Annotated in this window: 15 protein-coding genes; 8 read left to right on the top strand and 7 right to left on the bottom strand. The window is 71.2% G+C overall.

Annotated features, from left to right (window positions below):
• Positions 1–41 precede the first annotated feature (41 nt).
• Positions 42–1,571, bottom strand: coding sequence for an amino acid permease (locus tag AB0J69_RS37330; RefSeq protein WP_364127500.1), 1,530 nt, complete (start codon positions 1,569–1,571; stop codon positions 42–44).
• A gap of 75 nt (positions 1,572–1,646) precedes the next feature.
• A complete protein-coding gene (locus AB0J69_RS37325) occupies positions 1,647–2,567 on the bottom strand; it encodes a zinc-binding dehydrogenase (RefSeq protein WP_364127497.1) in 921 nt (306 codons plus the stop codon).
• Positions 2,568–2,664: 97 nt separating this feature from the next.
• On the opposite strand from AB0J69_RS37325, the gene AB0J69_RS37320 reads away from it, so the two are divergent.
• A complete protein-coding gene (locus tag AB0J69_RS37320; protein ID WP_364127494.1) occupies positions 2,665–3,216 on the top strand; it encodes a helix-turn-helix domain-containing protein in 552 nt (183 codons plus the stop codon).
• A gap of 114 nt (positions 3,217–3,330) precedes the next feature.
• Here the strand turns inward: AB0J69_RS37320 and AB0J69_RS37315 are convergent, their stop codons facing one another.
• Entirely contained in the window at positions 3,331–3,876 is a 546-nt protein-coding gene (locus tag AB0J69_RS37315) for a type 1 glutamine amidotransferase domain-containing protein (RefSeq protein WP_364127491.1), read from the bottom strand.
• A gap of 118 nt (positions 3,877–3,994) precedes the next feature.
• On the opposite strand from AB0J69_RS37315, the gene AB0J69_RS37310 reads away from it, so the two are divergent.
• A complete protein-coding gene (locus AB0J69_RS37310; protein WP_364127488.1) occupies positions 3,995–4,258 on the top strand; it encodes a cation transporter in 264 nt (87 codons plus the stop codon).
• A gap of 43 nt (positions 4,259–4,301) precedes the next feature.
• Here AB0J69_RS37310 and AB0J69_RS37305 read toward each other — a convergent pair whose 3' ends face one another.
• The gene (locus tag AB0J69_RS37305) at positions 4,302–5,009 is read right to left on the bottom strand and encodes an SDR family NAD(P)-dependent oxidoreductase (protein WP_364127485.1); all 708 of its coding nucleotides are present in this window, start codon (positions 5,007–5,009) and stop codon (positions 4,302–4,304) included.
• Positions 5,010–5,110: 101 nt separating this feature from the next.
• On the opposite strand from AB0J69_RS37305, the gene AB0J69_RS37300 reads away from it, so the two are divergent.
• A complete protein-coding gene (locus AB0J69_RS37300; protein ID WP_364127483.1) occupies positions 5,111–5,950 on the top strand; it encodes a helix-turn-helix transcriptional regulator in 840 nt (279 codons plus the stop codon).
• Here AB0J69_RS37300 and AB0J69_RS37295 read toward each other — a convergent pair.
• Positions 5,947–6,294 carry a DUF2809 domain-containing protein gene (locus AB0J69_RS37295; protein ID WP_364127481.1) on the bottom strand — a complete coding sequence of 116 codons (348 nt, stop codon included), beginning with the start codon at positions 6,292–6,294 and terminating at the stop codon, positions 5,947–5,949. The genes AB0J69_RS37300 and AB0J69_RS37295 overlap by 4 nt on opposite strands.
• Positions 6,295–6,441: 147 nt before the next feature.
• Between AB0J69_RS37295 and AB0J69_RS37290 the strand changes: the two genes are divergently transcribed.
• Genes AB0J69_RS37290 through AB0J69_RS37270 form a run of 5 tightly spaced genes read left to right on the top strand, consistent with a single transcriptional unit; the run spans position 6,442 to position 12,155 of the window.
• Complete coding sequence (locus AB0J69_RS37290; RefSeq protein WP_364127479.1) at positions 6,442–8,256, top strand: ABC transporter substrate-binding protein; 1,815 nt, start codon at positions 6,442–6,444, stop codon at positions 8,254–8,256.
• The gene (locus AB0J69_RS37285; protein ID WP_364127477.1) at positions 8,253–9,305 is read left to right on the top strand and encodes an ABC transporter permease; all 1,053 of its coding nucleotides are present in this window, start codon (positions 8,253–8,255) and stop codon (positions 9,303–9,305) included. The genes AB0J69_RS37290 and AB0J69_RS37285 overlap by 4 nt, the downstream gene beginning before the upstream one ends.
• Positions 9,302–10,183 (top strand): ABC transporter permease, encoded by an 882-nt coding sequence (locus tag AB0J69_RS37280; protein WP_364127475.1) that lies wholly within the window; start codon positions 9,302–9,304, stop codon positions 10,181–10,183. The genes AB0J69_RS37285 and AB0J69_RS37280 overlap by 4 nt, the downstream gene beginning before the upstream one ends.
• Complete coding sequence (locus AB0J69_RS37275) at positions 10,180–11,154, top strand: ABC transporter ATP-binding protein (RefSeq protein ID WP_364127472.1); 975 nt, start codon at positions 10,180–10,182, stop codon at positions 11,152–11,154. The genes AB0J69_RS37280 and AB0J69_RS37275 overlap by 4 nt, the downstream gene beginning before the upstream one ends.
• A complete protein-coding gene (locus AB0J69_RS37270; protein ID WP_364127469.1) occupies positions 11,151–12,155 on the top strand; it encodes an ABC transporter ATP-binding protein in 1,005 nt (334 codons plus the stop codon). The genes AB0J69_RS37275 and AB0J69_RS37270 overlap by 4 nt, the downstream gene beginning before the upstream one ends.
• On the opposite strand, the gene AB0J69_RS37265 is transcribed toward AB0J69_RS37270, so the two are convergent.
• Positions 12,152–12,799 carry a response regulator transcription factor gene (locus AB0J69_RS37265; protein ID WP_364127466.1) on the bottom strand — a complete coding sequence of 216 codons (648 nt, stop codon included), beginning with the start codon at positions 12,797–12,799 and terminating at the stop codon, positions 12,152–12,154. The two genes, AB0J69_RS37270 and AB0J69_RS37265, sit on opposite strands and share 4 nt — an antisense overlap.
• Positions 12,796–13,914: a histidine kinase gene (locus AB0J69_RS37260; protein WP_364127463.1), complete on the bottom strand. Its 1,119-nt coding sequence runs from the start codon at positions 13,912–13,914 to the stop codon at positions 12,796–12,798. The genes AB0J69_RS37265 and AB0J69_RS37260 overlap by 4 nt, the downstream gene beginning before the upstream one ends.
• Positions 13,915–13,931 lie beyond the last annotated feature (17 nt).

Raw genomic sequence — 13,931 nt, 5'->3', positions numbered from 1 at the left:
GCCCGCCCGGGCCGTACCCACGGCTTCTCACTTGACGGCTCCTACTTGACGGGGACCTCGTCGATCGTGCGGCGGGGACCCGTGAACCAGTGCCGGGCCGACAGCGCCCACCACAGGGCGATCCCGATCAGCACCACACCCACCGCGATGGGCGCGTAGTTGACCGACGTCCAGGTGAAGTCCGCGTTGCCCAGCACGCCGGCCGGCGAGAACGGCATGATGAAGTAGATCGACACGATCACGATCTCGACGCAGGCGATCCAGCACAGGGCCTTGTACTTCTTGCCGAGCGTCCACGGGCCGGGCTGGAACGCGTCGCCCATGCGCAGCCGGAGCCAGATCGGGATGAGGAACGCCAGGTAGAGCCCGATGACCGCGATCGACACGACGGCGTAGAACGCGACCGGCGTGGTCAGGCCGGGAGGGGCGTAGAGCGCGGGCAGGGTGATCAGCGCGGCCGCGACGCAGCCGGCGATGATCGCGTTCACCGGGGTGCGGTTGCGGTCCACCCTGGACCAGAGCCGCCAGCCGGGCACCGCCCCGTCGCGCGAGAATGCGTACGTCATCCGCGACATCGACGTCACGCAGCTCATCCCGCAGAAGAACTGGCCGATCGTGGAGATCGCGAAGATCGCCGTGGCCAGCGGGGACGAGAGCGCGGTCTCGAAGATGGCGCCGACGAATCCGCCCTGTTTGTTGATCTCGTCCACGTTCGTGGCGGCGAACAGGAAGGCCAGCAGCAGGATCCACCCGCCGATGGCCGAGTAGAAGATCGACTGCCACAGGCCGCGCGCCGCGCTCTTCGACGCACCCTGCGTCTCCTCCGACACGTGGGCACAGGCGTCGAAGCCGGTGATCGTGTACTGGGTGAGCAGGAAGCCGAGCGGTAGCACGTACAGCCAGAAGGGCAGCCCGTCCGAGCCGTCGCCGAAGCCGGAGTTGTTGTTGGTGCCGAAGAAGACGAAGCTCGCGGACTGGTGGTTCTCCGGGGCGAAGATCAGGATGGCGACCACGATCGCGGCGCCGGCCACGTGCCACCAGACCGAGATGTTCTGCAGCAGCGAGATCAGTCTGTGGCTGTAGATGTTGATCACGGCGTGCAGCGCCAGGACGATCACGAACAGCAGGAACGCCTGCGGAAGCGTGGCCTCCCACGCGCCGCCGGTCAGCCGGTTGAGGGTGATGTTGAGGAAGGTCGCGCAACCGTAGTCGACGGACGCGGTGACGGCGATGAGGCCGATCAGGTTGAGCCAGCCGGTGAACCAGCCGTGGATCGGCTTGCCCAGCTTGGCGGCCCACCAGTAGATGCCGCCCGCCGTCGGATATGCCGACACCAGCTCCGACATGCAGAAACCGATGATCAGGATGAACAGGGAAATCAGCGGCCAGCCCCAGGAGATGGCGATGGGGCCGCCGTTGTTCCAGGCTTGTCCGAAGGTGGTGAAGCAGCCGGCGAGGATGGAGATGATCGAGAAGGAGATGGCGAAGTTCGAGAAACCGCTCCAGGTGCGGGCCAGCTCCTGCTTGTAACCGAGCTCGGCGAGTCGCCTGGAATCCTCTTCAGTGGTCATTGAGGTCTCCCTGGGGGCGTGGAGGACGCTCCTTTTGGTCTACGTCTAGACCATTTCGCGCCAGGGGACAAGGCGTTACACGAGGGTTTCGATCTCGTCAGCCCGGTGGTGGCCGACCGCCAGGGTGACCTTGCCGGCGGTCGCGGGGTCGAGCTGGGCCGCTCGCGCCTCCTCCAGGCGTTCCCAGGATCCGTGCCAGCCGACCTCGACGGACAGCTCGCCGGTGGCCATCAGCCCGAGGAGGTGGGCGAGGTCGGCGGCGGGGGCGGCGACGTCGCCGAAGGAGTGCAGGGACCTCGCCGCGCCGAGCGAGAAGGTGGAGTCCGGTGGGAAGACGGCCGCCTGCCCGGCCGCCCAGCCGATGCTCTGGAGGTTGCCGCCGGGCTTCAGCAGGCCCCACGCGGTCACCAGGGTAGGGCCGCCCACGAGCTCGATGACCGCGTCCACGGGGTCGATGCCGTCGAGGCCGGTCACCGGCTCCGCGAGGCCCTCCCAGGCGGGGACCGGGCGCCGGGTGGAGGCGATGACGTACGCGCCGGCCAGGGCGGCGAGCCGTACGGCCAGCCGTCCCACCGCGCCGGACGCGCCGGTCACCAGCACGCGCGAGCCCGGACCCACGCCGGCCGCCCGCAGGGCGCGCAGGGCCGTGATGCCGGCCATCGGCAGCGCGGCGGCCGCCCCCAGGCTCACCCCTTCAGGTACGACGGCCAGCGAGTCCGTCCCGAACGCCGCCCGCTCCGCCCACGCCCCTGCCCCGAACGCCGCCACCCTGGCGCCCGCCCCCGGGCCCGTGCCGTCCTCGGCGGGGCGGATCACGATCCCGGCGGCGTCGTAGCCGAGCACCGTGCCGGCCGGGAACCGGCCCATGTGGCGGAGCTCGCTGTGGTTGACGGCCACGTGATGCACCTCCACCAGGGCCTGGTCGGTGCTGGGCACGGGCTCGGGAACCTCCGCCAGGCGTCCCCTCGCTCCGGGGCCGGCCACCAATGCGCGCATGTCTCACTCCGCCTTCCGAGCATGCGGACTGTCGGTCCGCTTCGATGGCGGGATACTATGAGGACCGGCGGTCCGCTTGCAACCGAGGAGGGCGTGCGTGAGATCGGATGCGACCCGCAACCGGGAGGCGATCCTGCGTGCGGCGGAAGAGCTGCTGGCCTCCCAGGGCGCCGAGCACATCTCGCTCGACCGGGTGGCCGCGGCGGCGGGGGTCGGCAAGGGGACGCTCTTCCGGCGCTTCGGCAGCCGGACCGGGCTGTTCCAGGAGCTGCTCGCCGAGCGGGCCTCGGCGCTGGCGCAGGCCATCGAGTCGCCCGGGTCGGCGCTCGGGCCCGGCTCGCCGCCGGAGGAGCGGCTGCTCGCCTTCCTGGACGAGCTGGCCGAACTGGCGGAGCGCAACCTGGCGCTCTTCGCGGCGCACGAGCGGGCGTGCGCCGAGGACAAGTACCGCGATCCCACCTATCTGCGGTGGCACGCGCACGTGACGGCGCTGATCGCCGAGGCCGGGCCGGGTCTGGACGCGGAGTTCGCCGCCCACGCCCTGCTCGGGTCGTTCGACGCGGACCTGGCCCGGCACGTGATGGCCGAGGGCGGGGTGGCACGGCTCAAGTCCTCGGTTCGGGGGCTGGCCCGCGCCATCCTCGCCTGAGCCCTCGTCTGGGCCTTCACCTGAGACCTGGGCCTTCACCTGAGACCTGGGCCTTCGCCTGAGACCTGGGCCTTCGCCCGGGCTCTGGGCTGAGCCCTGGCCCGAGCGCTCGGGTCAGCCGCCGAAGGCGTCGGTCGCGGCCTGGCAGAAGGCCTTCAGGTCGTCCGGCTTACGGCTGGTGACCAGCATGTTCGGCCCGTCCGTGCACACCACGACCTCCTTGTCCACCCAGGTCGCCCCGGCGTTGCGCAGGTCGGTCTGGAGGCTGGGCCAGGAGGTGAGGGTACGGCCGCGGACGACGTCCGCCTCGACCAGGGTCCAGGGCGCGTGGCAGATGGCGGCCACCGGCTTGCCCGAGTCGAAGAAGGCCCGGACGAACTGGACGGCCTCCGGCACCGTCCGCAGGAAGTCCGGGTTCGCGACGCCCCCGGGCAGGACGAGGCCGTCGAACGAGGCGGCCTCCGCGTTGGGCACCGTCTCGTCGACGGCGAACTTGTCGGCCTTGTCCAGGTGGTTGAACCCCTGGATCCGGCCGGAGGCGGTGGAGACGAGCTTGGGCGTGCCGCCCGCCTGCTTGACCGCCTTCCAGGGTTCCGTGAGCTCCACCTGCTCGACCCCTTCAGGGGCGACCAGGAAAGCGATGGTCTTGCCGTCCAGCATGTGTACTCCCCCTTGGGCTGCGTGTTTCCACCCCTCTTTCCGAGGGGGGCTGAAGTATGCGTATTTACCCTGGGGGGGTATATAGTGCCGTCAAGGAGCCGAGAGTGAGGAGAGATCCATGACCGTCACGACGTACCAGGTTGAGGGCATGACCTGCGGCCACTGCGTCAACGCGGTGACCGCTGAGGTGGGCAAGGTGGCCGGGGTGAGCGGCGTCGAGGTGGATCTGGCGGCGGGCGCGGTGACCGTGACGAGCGCGGCGCCGCTCGACGTCGCGTTGATCGACGCCGCCGTGGTGGAGGCCGGTTACGAGCTGGGGGGCAAGGTCGACCTGCTCCCGCAGGCCGGCGGATCGTGCTGCGGCACGGGCGGCTGCCACTGAGGTGAGCCCCTGGCCGGCCCGGGTGCGGGCCGGCCGTGCGGGGTCACCAGGGGAGCGGGCCATCGGCGTCGAAATAGCCGCCGGTGGGGCCGTCGGAGCCGATCAGGGCCATCCGGACGATGATCTCGGCCCCCTGCTCGACCGTCTGCGTGCCCGTGTTCCCGTTCAGGTCCGTCGCGGTGAAGCCGGGCTCGACCGCGTTGATCCGCAGCTCCGGCAACGCCTTGGCGTACTGCACGGTCAGCATGTTGACCGCGACCTTCGACGCCGGGTAGGCGACCCCCGGATACGCGTACGTCGGCGTGCCGGCGGCGGTGACCCGGGCCATCGAGCCCAGGCCGCTGCTGACGTTCACCACGACGGGCGCGGCGGAGCGCCGCAGCAGCGGCAGGAACGCGTGCGTGACGCGCACCACGCCGAAGACGTTCGTCTCGAACAGCGTCCGCATCCGGTCGGCGGTCAGCTCCGCGGCGCCGATCACGCCGCCGTTCTCCGTCCGTCCCTCGACGCCGGCGTTGTTGATCAGCACGTCGAGCCCGCCGTCCGCCTCGACGGCCTTCGCCGCGGCGGCGACGGAGGCGTCGTCGGTGACGTCGAGGAGGACCGCCCGCGCGCCCAGCCGCTCGGCGGCCAGGCGGCCGCGTTCGGGGTTCCTGCTGCCCACGTAGACGGTGTGGCCCGCGGCGATGAGCCGGCGGGCGGTCTCGAAGCCCAGTCCCTTGTTCGCACCTGTGATGAGTGTCGTCGTCATGTGCCCAGCCTCCGGCCGACCGGCCTGACCAGCCATTCGTCCGGTTTTCCTGGGACCACGGGTACCAGGAAGAACGCCGGTCGACGGGGCAGACTGGTGGCATGGCGGTGCGGGAGTTCGGGCAGGCAGTGCGTCGTTGGCGCGACCGGGTCGCGCCCGAGTCGGCCGGGCTGCCGGCGGGCGGGCACCGGCGCGCGGCCGGGCTGCGCCGCGAGGAGCTGGCGCTGCTGGCCGGGATCTCCGTCGACTACGTCACCCGCCTCGAACAGGGCCGGGCGGCCAACCCGTCGCCGCAGGTCGTCGAGGCTCTGGCGCGGGCGCTGCGGCTGTCGGGGGACGAGCGCGCCTACCTGTTCCGGGTGGCCGGGCTGGTGCCGCCGGGGCCGGAGACGGTGCCCGCGTACATCACCCCGAGCGTGCAGCGGCTGCTGGACCGGCTGTCCGGCACGCCTGTCGGGGTCAACGACGCGGCCTGGACGCTGCTCCTGGCCAACCCGATGTACGCGGCGCTGATGGGCGACCCGTCCGGGTGGCGCGGCAACGAGCGCAACGGCGTGTGGCGCAACTTCGTCGGCCTGGGCAGCCGGGTCCGGCACACGCCGGAGGAACGCCGCGCGTTCGAGGCCGGGCTGGTCGCCGACCTGCGCGACACCGCCGGCCGTTACCCGGCGGACCGGCAACTGCGCCGCATGATCGCGCGGTTGCGGGCGGACAGCGCCCGGTTCGCCGAGCTGTGGGACGCGGGGGTCGTCGGCCGGCAGCAGGCCGCGCGCAAGATCATAGATCACCCGCAGGTGGGGGCGCTGACGCTGGACTGCGACGTGCTGAGCGTGGCCGGCAGCGATCTGCGCATCATGGTCTACACGGCCGAGCCCGGCACGCGGGACGCCGAACGGCTCGCGCTCCTGGCCGTCCTCGGCACGCAGGCGCTCGTCGGCTAGCTCCGGCGCCTGAGCCACAGCAGGTGGGCGGCGCAGGACGCGGCGGCACCCACGGCGTACCACAGCAGGTCCGGCGGGTTGAACGTGCTGCCCAGCAGCGGCCGCAGCACCTCCGGGATCTCCCCGAGCTGGGCGAACTCGATCAGCCAGCTCAGCCCGGCCGACACCGCCGCGGCCACCCACGGCCGCACCCGGGGCGCGGCGAAGACCACCACCGCGTAGATCATCGCCGTGTAGAGCGCGTCGCCCGCGTATTTGGGCACGGGGCCGTCCCACAGCGCCCGGATCCCGAGCCCGCACGCGACGATCGCGACGATGGTCAGGCCGGAGAGAGGACGGGGCACCAGGTCACAGTAGTGCCATGAGCACTGAAAATTTACACCGCCGAAGGAAACGAGAATGAAACAATTTTCCGCCACTCGTTGACACGCGGTCTCCGTATGGTGTGCCTTTCTCTACACAGGAACCCCCCGCCTGAAGGTGAGGCACTTATGAGGAATTGGTTCGCGCGCCTGGCTGTGCTGGGCGTCGCGCTATTAGTGGCCGGTCAGGGCACCACCGCGGCCCTAGCCCAGGACCCGGCGGCGGGGAAGAAGATCGTACGCGTCGGCGCGACACAGTCCATGGACTCGATGAACCCGTTCCTCGCGGTCCGGCTGGTCTCGACGTCGATCCACCGCTGGATGTACGGCTATCTCACGGTGCCCGACAGCAAGACGCTGCAGCCCAGCCCCGACCTGGCCGAGTCGTGGACCACGTCCGAGGACGGGCTCACGTGGACCTTCAAGATCCGCGCGGCCAAGTGGTCCGACGGCCAGCCGGTCACGGCCGCGGACGCCGCCTGGACGTTCAACAAGATGATGACCGACGAGGCCGCCAAGACGGCGAACGGCCCGGCGGTGGAGAACTTCGAGAGCGTCACGGCCAACGGCCAGGACCTGGTCATCAAGCTCAAGGCGCCGCAGGCGTCCATGCTGGAGAACCCGGTCCCGATCATGCCCAAGCATGTCTGGGAGTCGGTCACCGACATGGCCAACTACGACGCCGAGAAGTACCCGAGCGTCAGCAGCGGGCCGTACATCGCGGTCGAGCACAAGAAGGACCAGTACGTCAAGCTGCAGGCCAACCCCAACTACTGGCGGGGCGCGCCGAAGATCAACGAGCTGCAGGTCATCTTCTACGACAACCCGCAGGCCGCGATCGCCGGGCTGAAGAACGGTGACATCGACCTGATCGGCCGGTTGAACCCGCCGGAGTTCGAGGCCATCCAGAACGACCCGAACATCGAGGCGTGGAACACCCAGGGCCGGCGCGCGGCGTACCTGCAGATCAACCACGGCGCCACCACCAGCGACGACAAGCCGCTCGGCGACGGCCACCCGGCGCTGAAGGACGCGAAGGTGCGCCAGGCGCTGCACTACGCCATCGACAAGCAGAAGCTGGTCGACGAGGTGCAGAACGGCCTGGCCAAGCCGGCCGACGGCTCGATCGTGCCGCCGATGTACAAGGACTTCTTCTGGGAGGCCACCGGCGACACCAAGGTCGCCTACGACGTCGCCAAGGCCAACCAGATCCTCGACGACGCCGGTTACAAGAAGGGCGCCGACGGCGTCCGTACGATGCCCGACGGCGACCGCAAGCTGGAGTTCCGCTTCAGCATCCACACCGACACGCCGATCGAGGACAAGCTCGCCGAATACCTGACCGGCTTCTTCAAGGAGGTCGGCATCACGCTGACCACCAAGAAGCTCGACTCCAGCAAGTTCAGCGAGGAGACCGGCGTCACCGGCCTGTTCGACATCGCGATCAGCGGCTGGTCGGTCAACCCCGACCCCGAAGAGGTCCTGGCCACGCACCTGTGCAGCCGCCGGCCGACCGCCACGGGCGAGGGCGGCGGCACCGAGTCCTTCTTCTGCGACGACAAGTTCGAGCAGCTCTACAAGGACCAGCAGAAGGAGCTCGACCGGCCCAAGCGCACCGAGATCATCAAGCAGATGCAGGAGCGGCTCTACACCGAGGCTCCCGTCATCGCGATCTACTACACCAATGACCTCGAGGGCTACCGCAAGGACCGGATCACCAGCATCACCCCGATCCCCGAGGACAAGGGCCTCCTGTACGGCGGCAGCGGCTACTGGCCGTTCTACACCGTGGACGTCAAGGCCACGGCGGCGAGCGGCAGCGCCGGCGGCGACTCCAACACCGGCCTCGTCTGGGGTGGCGTCGCCGGAGCCGTGGTGGTCATCGGACTGGCGGCCTTCCTCCTGACCAGGCGGCGCAAGAGCACCGCCGACGAACGCGAATGACAACTCCGCTCGAAACAGCAGGGCCCGCCGTCCAGGCGGCGGGCCCTGGTGACGACCGCCCCACCCGCCGCGGCATGCTGCAGTACGCGCTGTCGAAGGCCGGTGGGGCGTTGTTCAGCATCGCCATGGTGATCGTCGGCACGTTCTTCGTGTTCCGGCTGCTGCCCGGCGACCCCGTGCGCAACCTGGCCCAGGGGCGCAACATGACCCCGGCCCAGCTCGACCTGGAACGGCGGCGGCTGGGCCTGGACAAGCCGCTGATCGACCAGTTCCTCGACTTCGTCGGCGACACGCTCAGGCTCGACCTGGGCACCTCCTACGAGTACAAGCGGCCGGTGCTCGACCTGATCGGCGAGCGGCTCGGGCCGACCCTGCTGCTCGCCGGCACCGGCCTGGTCATCGCGGTCAGCCTGGGCATCTGGCAGGGCACGCGGGCCGGATGGCAGCACGGCAGCCGGTTCGACCGGTTCTCCACCGGCGCGTCGCTGCTGCTGTGGTCGGTGCCGACGTTCTGGCTCGGGCTGCTGCTGATGATGGTGCTCGGCGTCGGCATCGGGCCCATCCCCGGCATCTTCCCGTTCCGGGGCATCGAGAGCGTGGACGCGCCCGACGGGTTCGCGTACGTGCTGGACGTGGCCTCCCACATGGTCCTGCCGTGCCTGACGCTGGTGGCCGTGGTCTACGCGCAGTACCTGCTGGTCATGCGCTCCTCGCTGCTGGAGGAGGTCAGCCAGGACTACGTGACCGTGGCCAGGGCGAAGGGGTTGCGCGACGACGAGGTGCGCCGCCGCCACGCGGTGCCCAACGCCCTCCTGCCGACGGTGACGCTGGTGTTCATGCGCATCGGCTTCGTGGTCGGCGGCGCGGTCACGGTGGAGACGATCTACACCTGGCCCGGCCTCGGCCAGCTGTTCTACGAGGCCGTCAGGGTGCCGGACTTCACGCTCATGCAGGGCACGTTCATGCTGATCACCGTGGCGGTGATCGTCATGAACACGCTGGCCGACGTGGTCTACCACATGCTCGACCCGAGGGTGAGGTCCGCATGACGAGTGTCGCCACGGCCCGCAAGAAGCAGGCGCTGAGCCGCTTCTGGGCCGACTTCCGCCGCCACCGGGCCGGGATCGCCGGGCTGGCGGTCCTCGTCGTCGCGGTGCTGCTCGCGCTCGTCGCGCCCCTGTTCATCGACGAGAGCGTGACCAGCGTGATCGAGGGCACCGGCAAGCGCTGGGCGGCGCCCAGCCTCGGCGAGCCGTTCGGCACCGACGAGTCCGGCCGCTCGATCCTGCTGATGGTCTGGTGGGGCTCGCGCACGTCGCTGCTCATCGGTTTCCTCGCCGCCCTGCTCAGCATCGTGATCGGCATGGTCGTCGGCATCGCCGCCGGGCACTTCCGCGGCTGGTCCGGTGGGGTGCTCATGCGGGTCACCGACTGGTTCCTGGTGCTGCCGTCGCTGGTCACGGCCCTGGTACTGGCGGCCATTTTGGGCGGGAGCACGTTCACCATCATCGTGGCCATCGGCATCACCACCTGGCCGTCCACCGCCCGCCTGATCAGGGCCCAGACCCTGGCCGTGGAGGCCAGGCCCTACATCGAGCGCTCGAAGGCCCTGGGCGCGGGGCACTGGCACATCACCACCCGGCACGTGCTGCCGAACGTGGCGCCGCTGCTGCTGGCCAGCACCACCCTCGAGGTCGCCAGCGCGATCGTCACCGAATCCACGCTGGCCTTCCTCGGGGTCAGCTCGAACAAGACCTCGTGGGGCACCATGCTGCGCGGCTCGTACGACTGGGGCGCCGCCACGCAGGGCGCCTGGTGGTACATCCTGATCCCCGGTCTGGCCATCCTCGTCGTCGTCATGGCGTTCACCCTGGTCGGCCGGGCCTTGGAGGCCGTGCTTAACCCCCGGCTCAGGAGGGGCGCATGAGCTTGCTAGAACTCGATGACGTGTCGGTGACGTACCGGATCGCCTCGGGCGAGGTGCCCGCCGTGCGCGGTGTGTCGCTGACGCTCGACTCCGGAGCGGCACTCGGAGTCGCCGGCGAGTCGGGATCCGGCAAATCGACGCTGGCCATGGCGCTCCTCCGGCTCCTGCCCAAGGACGCGCGCGTCGGCGGCCGGATCCTGCTCGACGGCGAGGACGTGCTCACCATGAAGTGGGGCCGCATGCGGGCCGTACGGTGGGCCGAGGCGTCGATCGTCTTCCAGGGCGCCCAGCACGGCCTGAATCCCGTACGCAGGATCGGCGACCAGATCGCCGAGCCGCTGCTGGTGCACAACCTGGCCAAGCCCGACGCCGCCCGGAAGCGGGTGGCCGAGCTGCTCGACCAGGTCGGCCTGCCCGCGTGGCGGGCGCGCAGCTACCCGCACGAGCTGTCCGGCGGGCAGAGGCAGCGCGTGATGATCGCGATGGCGCTGGCCTGCTCACCCCGGCTGATCATCGCCGACGAGCCGACCACCGCGCTGGACGTGATGGTGCAGGCCCAGGTCCTGACCCTGATCAAGGAGCTGGTGGCCGAGCACGGCATCTCGCTGATCATGATCTCGCACGACCTGTCGGTGCTGGCCGACGTGTGCGACCAGCTCGCCGTCATGTACGCCGGCCGCGTCGTCGAGCACGGCCCGTCCGGCGAGGTGTTCCACGACGCCCGCCACCCCTACAGCCGGGCCCTGGCGGCGGCGTTCCCGACGGTGGGGGACCCGGCCTCGCGGATGGCCCCCAAGGGCCTGGGCGGCGACCCGCCGGACCCGATGCAACTGCCCGGCGGCTGCGCGTTCCACCCGCGCTGCCCGGTCGCGCTGGACGAGTGCGCGAGCCTGGACGTGGACCTGTGGCCCGCGGGAGCCGGACGTACGGCGGCCTGTGTGCACGTCAGGGCGAAGGAGGAGGCCTCATGACCGAGACGCGGACCACCGCCGAGGCGGTCGGGACGACCCGGGCGACCCTGCTGGAGGCCCGAGACCTGCACGTCGAGTTCTCCTCGCGGGGCCGCCGCGCCCGCGCCGTGGACGGCGTGAACCTGGCCATCGGCGAGGGCGAGATCGTGGCCCTGGTCGGCGAGTCGGGCTGCGGCAAGACCACGCTCGCCCGCACGCTGCTCGGCCTCGAACGCCCGACCTCCGGTGAGGTGCGTTACGGAGGCGCCGCGCTGAACTACGGCTCCAGGGCGCTCAAGGCCTACCGCAGGCAGGTGCAGCTCGTCCTGCAGGACCCGACCGGCTCGCTCAACCCCCGGCACACGGTGTACGAGGCCGTCGCCGAGGGCCCGCGCATCCACGGCCTGCCGGACGAGCGGGACGTCGTGGCCACGGCCCTGTCCAGGGCGGGGCTGCGGCCGCCGGACCGCTTCTTCCTGCGCTACCCGCACGAGCTGTCGGGCGGCCAGCGGCAGCGCGTGGTGATCGCCGGCGCGCTGGCGCTGAACCCGAAGGTGCTGGTCGCCGACGAGCCGGTGGCCTCGCTGGACGCCTCCGTACGCGGCGAGATCCTGGCCCTGCTGCTCAAGCTGCGCGACGAGCTGGGCCTGTCGGCGCTGGTCGTCACGCACGACCTGGGCCTGGCCTGGAACATCGCCGACCGGGTGGCCGTGATGTACCTGGGCCGGATCGTCGAGTCGGGGCCGGTGGAGCAGGTGCTGACCGCGCCGCGGCACCCGTACACGCAGGCGCTGATGTCGGTGCTGCCCGAGTCGCCCGAGCGGGTGGTGCTGACCGGCGAGCCGCCGGACCCGACCAGGATCCCCGGCGGCTGCCGCTTCCACGCCCGCTGCCAGGTGCTGGCCTCCGGGAAGGCGGCCGAGGCCGGGGTGGACGGCCGGTGCCGCTCGGAGCCGCTGGACATCCTGCCCGCGGTGCCCGGGGCACAGACCGCCTGCCACTACGCCGAGGTGACCTCCTAGCCGAGGTCGGCGTCGTGGACCAGGATGGCGGCCTGGACCCGGTTGGCCAGGCCGAGCTTGGCCAGGACCCGGCTGACGTGCGCCTTCACCGTGGCCTCCGTCAGGCGCAGCTCGCGGCCGATCTCGGCGTTGGACAGGCCGCGGGCCAGCGCCCTGATGACGTCCTCCTCCCGGCCGGTGAGCCCGGCGAGCTGCCGGCGGGCGGCCTCGGCGCGGGAGGGGGCGCGGTCGGCGTACGAGGCGATCAGGCGCTTGGTGACCGACGGGGAGAGCATGGCCTGGCCGGCGGCGACCGTGCGGACGGCGGCGGCCAGCTCTCTCGGCGGGGTGTCCTTGAGCAGGAAGCCGACCGCGCCCAGGCGCAGGGCCTCGTGCACGTACTCGTCGAGGTCGAACGTGGTCAGCATGATCAGCTTGGCCGGGTCGGGTTCGGCGAGCAGGCGGGCGGCGGCGATCAGGCCGTCCGTGCCCGGCATGCGTACGTCCATCAGCACCACCTCGGGCCGCAGCCGCCGCACGGCCGAGACGGCCTCGTCGCCGTCGCGGGCCTCCCCGGCGATCGCGATGTCGCCCGCGGCCTCCAGGATCAGCCGCAGCCCCGACCGGACGAGCTCCTCGTCGTCCACGAGCAGCACCCTGATCATGCCGGGATCCTGGCGCTGACGAGGAAGCCGCCGCCGTCCTCGGCGCTGGTCCGCAGCGTGCCGCCGAGCAGCTCGACCCGCTCCCGCAGCCCCACCAGCCCCCAGCCCGCGCCGGGCAGCTCCTCGCGTGGCGCTCCGGGGGCCTGGTTGCGCACCTCCACCTCCAGCTCCCCGTTCCCGTAGCGGATGCGCACGTCCGTGCCGGCGTCCCCGGCGTGCTTGTGCACGTTGGTGAGCGCCTCCTGCACCACTCTGTACGCGGTCCGCTCCACGGTCGCCTCCACCGGGCGCGGATCGCCCTCGTCGTGCCTGGTCACCGCGATGCCCAGGGCACGGGACTGGTCGAGCAGCCGGTCGAGGTCACCGAGCGTGGGCGGCGGCCGGTAGGCGGCGTCGAGCACCCCGTGCGGGGGAGAGCGCAGCACGCCGAGCACGTCGCGCAGGTTGGCCAGCGCCTCCCGGCCGATCCCGCCGATCAGCGCGGCGGCCCGCGCGGCCTCCTCGTCGCCCGTGCGCACCTCCAGCGCCCCGGCGTGCAGCACGATCAGCGAGACCCGGTGCGCCACGACGTCGTGCATCTCCCTGGCGATCCTGGCCCGCTCCTGCGCCCTGGCCTGCTCGGCCCGCATGACCTGCTCGCGTTCGAGGCGTTCGGCGCGCTCCTTGGCCGCCTCCAGCACCTCGCCCCTGGCCCGCGTCCACAGCCCCACCGCCAGCGGCAGCCCGATCATGGCCAGCGCCATGAACAGCGCGTTGCCCAGGCTCGCGGTCAGCAGCTCGTGCAGGCCGTTCTGCCACTCTCCGACCAGCGCGGAGGTCCCGCACGCCACCAGGCAGCCGGCGATGTAGCCGGCCAGGCCGCGGCGGCTGAGCGTGCGGCCCGCGTAGAAGGAGGCGACCAGCAGCGGCGCCCACATCACGAGCCAGGCGTACGTGATCGCGCCCACGACGGCCAGCGGCCACCAGGACCGCCGCACGTGCCAGGCGGCCACGCCCGCGACGGCGGCGATCGCGACCAGCACCGGGGCCGGCAGGTTCGACGGGACCCCGGCCTGCCCGTGCAGATTGAGCAGCGAGAGCGCGCACACGCCGGCGCCGAGCAGAACGAACCGCATGGTCACAGCGTATGGGG

The sequence above is a fragment of the Nonomuraea sp. NPDC049709 genome, assembly GCF_040674815.1.
Classification (GTDB): domain Bacteria; phylum Actinomycetota; class Actinomycetes; order Streptosporangiales; family Streptosporangiaceae; genus Nonomuraea.
This window is presented reverse-complemented; position numbering and strand designations above follow the sequence as displayed.

Bases quoted from the DNA above. Each gene is read 5' to 3' on its own strand.
- AB0J69_RS37260 (WP_364127463.1), bottom strand. From the start codon at position 13,914: ATGCGGTTCGTTCTGCTCGGCGCCGGCGTGTGCGCGCTCTCGCTGCTC.
- AB0J69_RS37325 (WP_364127497.1), bottom strand. From the start codon at position 2,567: ATGCGCGCATTGGTGGCCGGCCCCGGAGCGAGGGGACGCCTGGCGGAG.
- AB0J69_RS37330 (WP_364127500.1), bottom strand. From the start codon at position 1,571: ATGACCACTGAAGAGGATTCCAGGCGACTCGCCGAGCTCGGTTACAAG.
- AB0J69_RS37310 (WP_364127488.1), top strand. From the start codon at position 3,995: ATGACCGTCACGACGTACCAGGTTGAGGGCATGACCTGCGGCCACTGC.
- AB0J69_RS37300 (WP_364127483.1), top strand. From the start codon at position 5,111: ATGGCGGTGCGGGAGTTCGGGCAGGCAGTGCGTCGTTGGCGCGACCGG.
- AB0J69_RS37270 (WP_364127469.1), top strand. From the start codon at position 11,151: ATGACCGAGACGCGGACCACCGCCGAGGCGGTCGGGACGACCCGGGCG.
- AB0J69_RS37275 (WP_364127472.1), top strand. From the start codon at position 10,180: ATGAGCTTGCTAGAACTCGATGACGTGTCGGTGACGTACCGGATCGCC.
- AB0J69_RS37265 (WP_364127466.1), bottom strand. From the start codon at position 12,799: ATGATCAGGGTGCTGCTCGTGGACGACGAGGAGCTCGTCCGGTCGGGG.
- AB0J69_RS37315 (WP_364127491.1), bottom strand. From the start codon at position 3,876: ATGCTGGACGGCAAGACCATCGCTTTCCTGGTCGCCCCTGAAGGGGTC.
- AB0J69_RS37280 (WP_364127475.1), top strand. From the start codon at position 9,302: ATGACGAGTGTCGCCACGGCCCGCAAGAAGCAGGCGCTGAGCCGCTTC.
- AB0J69_RS37290 (WP_364127479.1), top strand. From the start codon at position 6,442: ATGAGGAATTGGTTCGCGCGCCTGGCTGTGCTGGGCGTCGCGCTATTA.
- AB0J69_RS37285 (WP_364127477.1), top strand. From the start codon at position 8,253: ATGACAACTCCGCTCGAAACAGCAGGGCCCGCCGTCCAGGCGGCGGGC.
- AB0J69_RS37305 (WP_364127485.1), bottom strand. From the start codon at position 5,009: ATGACGACGACACTCATCACAGGTGCGAACAAGGGACTGGGCTTCGAG.